Source organism: Bacillus sp. 05T31 (assembly GCF_056396725.1).
In genome coordinates this window covers 1-1,563 of the sequence record NZ_JBFTMA010001013.1, presented here as the reverse complement: position 1 = coordinate 1,563, position 1,563 = coordinate 1, and the positions used below count along the sequence as shown (strand labels likewise).

General features: G+C 48.9%; 13 tRNA genes. All 13 read left to right on the top strand.

Annotated elements, in window-relative coordinates:
- Window positions 1–69 precede the first annotated feature (69 nt).
- The 13 genes from AC1DJR_RS30875 to AC1DJR_RS30815 all read left to right on the top strand — a co-directional run bounded on the left by AC1DJR_RS30875 (window position 70) and on the right by AC1DJR_RS30815 (window position 1,274).
- Window positions 70–143, top strand: a tRNA-Arg gene (locus tag AC1DJR_RS30875).
- Window positions 144–154: 11 nt separating this feature from the next.
- A tRNA-Pro gene (locus AC1DJR_RS30870) sits at window positions 155–228 on the top strand.
- A gap of 14 nt (window positions 229–242) precedes the next feature.
- Window positions 243–315, top strand: a tRNA-Ala gene (locus tag AC1DJR_RS30865).
- 20 nt (window positions 316–335) lie between these two features.
- Window positions 336–412 (top strand) — tRNA-Met (locus AC1DJR_RS30860).
- Window positions 413–508: 96 nt separating this feature from the next.
- Window positions 509–584: transfer RNA gene (locus AC1DJR_RS30855), tRNA-Asp, on the top strand.
- Window positions 585–598: 14 nt separating this feature from the next.
- A tRNA-Phe gene (locus AC1DJR_RS30850) sits at window positions 599–674 on the top strand.
- A gap of 14 nt (window positions 675–688) precedes the next feature.
- A tRNA-Thr gene (locus AC1DJR_RS30845) sits at window positions 689–764 on the top strand.
- A gap of 10 nt (window positions 765–774) precedes the next feature.
- Window positions 775–850, top strand: a tRNA-Lys gene (locus AC1DJR_RS30840).
- A 13-nt stretch (window positions 851–863) separates the two neighbouring features.
- A tRNA-Gly gene (locus tag AC1DJR_RS30835) sits at window positions 864–934 on the top strand.
- A 6-nt stretch (window positions 935–940) separates the two neighbouring features.
- Window positions 941–1,017 (top strand) — tRNA-Ile (locus AC1DJR_RS30830).
- A 7-nt stretch (window positions 1,018–1,024) separates the two neighbouring features.
- A tRNA-Asn gene (locus AC1DJR_RS30825) sits at window positions 1,025–1,099 on the top strand.
- Window positions 1,100–1,105: 6 nt separating this feature from the next.
- Window positions 1,106–1,196 (top strand) — tRNA-Ser (locus AC1DJR_RS30820).
- A 6-nt stretch (window positions 1,197–1,202) separates the two neighbouring features.
- Window positions 1,203–1,274, top strand: a tRNA-Glu gene (locus tag AC1DJR_RS30815).
- The last annotated feature ends 289 nt before the right edge of the window (window positions 1,275–1,563 follow it).

Here is a 1,563-nt window from a genome sequence, read left to right as displayed (position 1 = left end):
CGCACAGGACTTAAAATCCTGCGGTGGGTGACCACCGTGCGGGTTCGACCCCCGCCCTCGGCACCATATGCGCCCGTAGCTCAATTGGATAGAGCGTTTGACTACGGATCAAGAGGTTAGGGGTTCGACTCCTCTCGGGCGCGTTTTTTATTAACGGGAAGTGGCTCAGCTTGGTAGAGCACCTGGTTTGGGACCAGGGGGTCGCAGGTTCAAATCCTGTCTTCCCGATATTTTCAAAATATGGGGCCTTAGCTCAGCTGGGAGAGCGCCTGCCTTGCACGCAGGAGGTCAGCGGTTCGATCCCGCTAGGCTCCACTTATTTGAATATAACTTATGGCGGTGTAGCTCAGCTGGCTAGAGCGTACGGTTCATACCCGTGAGGTCGGGGGTTCGATCCCCTCCGCCGCTACCATAAAGGACCTTTAGCTCAGCTGGTTAGGCAGTACGGTAGCTCGTCGGGCTCATAACCCGAAGGTCGCAGGTTCAAATCCTGTCCCCGCAACCAAATGGTCCCGTGGTGTAGTGGTTAACATGCCTGCCTGTCACGCAGGAGATCGCCGGTTCGACCCCGGTCGGGACCGCCATTTTTTTACATAAAGGCTCGGTAGCTCAGTCGGTAGAGCAGAGGACTGAAAATCCTCGTGTCGGCGGTTCGATTCCGTCCCGAGCCACCATTTTGAAATCGCAAGCCGGCTTAGCTCAATTGGTAGAGCAACTGACTTGTAATCAGTAGGTTGGGGGTTCAAGTCCTCTAGCCGGCACCACTTTCAAAATGAGCCATTAGCTCAGTTGGTAGAGCATCTGACTTTTAATCAGAGGGTCGAAGGTTCGAATCCTTCATGGCTCACCATTTTTAATTTAATGCGGGTGTAGTTTAGTGGTAAAACAAGAGCCTTCCAAGCTCTGGTCGAGAGTTCGATTCTCTTCACCCGCTTTTTATGGGCCTATAGCTCAGCTGGTTAGAGCGCACGCCTGATAAGCGTGAGGTCGATGGTTCGAGTCCATTTAGGCCCACCATAATTATTCCGCAGTAGCTCAGTGGTAGAGCTATCGGCTGTTAACCGATCGGTCGTAGGTTCGAGTCCTACCTGCGGAGCCATATTATAGAGAAGTACCCAAGTGGCTCAAGGGGCTCCCCTGCTAAGGGAGTAGATCGCGAACGCGGTGCGAGGGTTCGAATCCCTTCTTCTCTGCCAGATTTTGGCCCGTTGGTCAAGTGGTTAAGACACCGCCCTTTCACGGCGGTAACACGGGTTCGAATCCCGTACGGGTCATACTAAAAGAGATAGCATAAACTGCTATCTCTTTTTTGTTGTATAAAAGTAGACTTTGAATAGTCTGCTTTTTTTTATAGATTTTTGTATACTTTTTTCTATTTGAATCGTCTAACTAATAGAAAGGAGAGAGTGATGGAGTATGAAAAGGTCATTATAGAAACATCTATTTCTATCTGGATTTCTGGTGTCTTTTTTTTATGCTGGGTATTAATCATTGCAATAAATTGTAGAAGATTTATGTATATGCACTTATTTTTGCAACCTTTTTATTCTCTCATTCGACTAT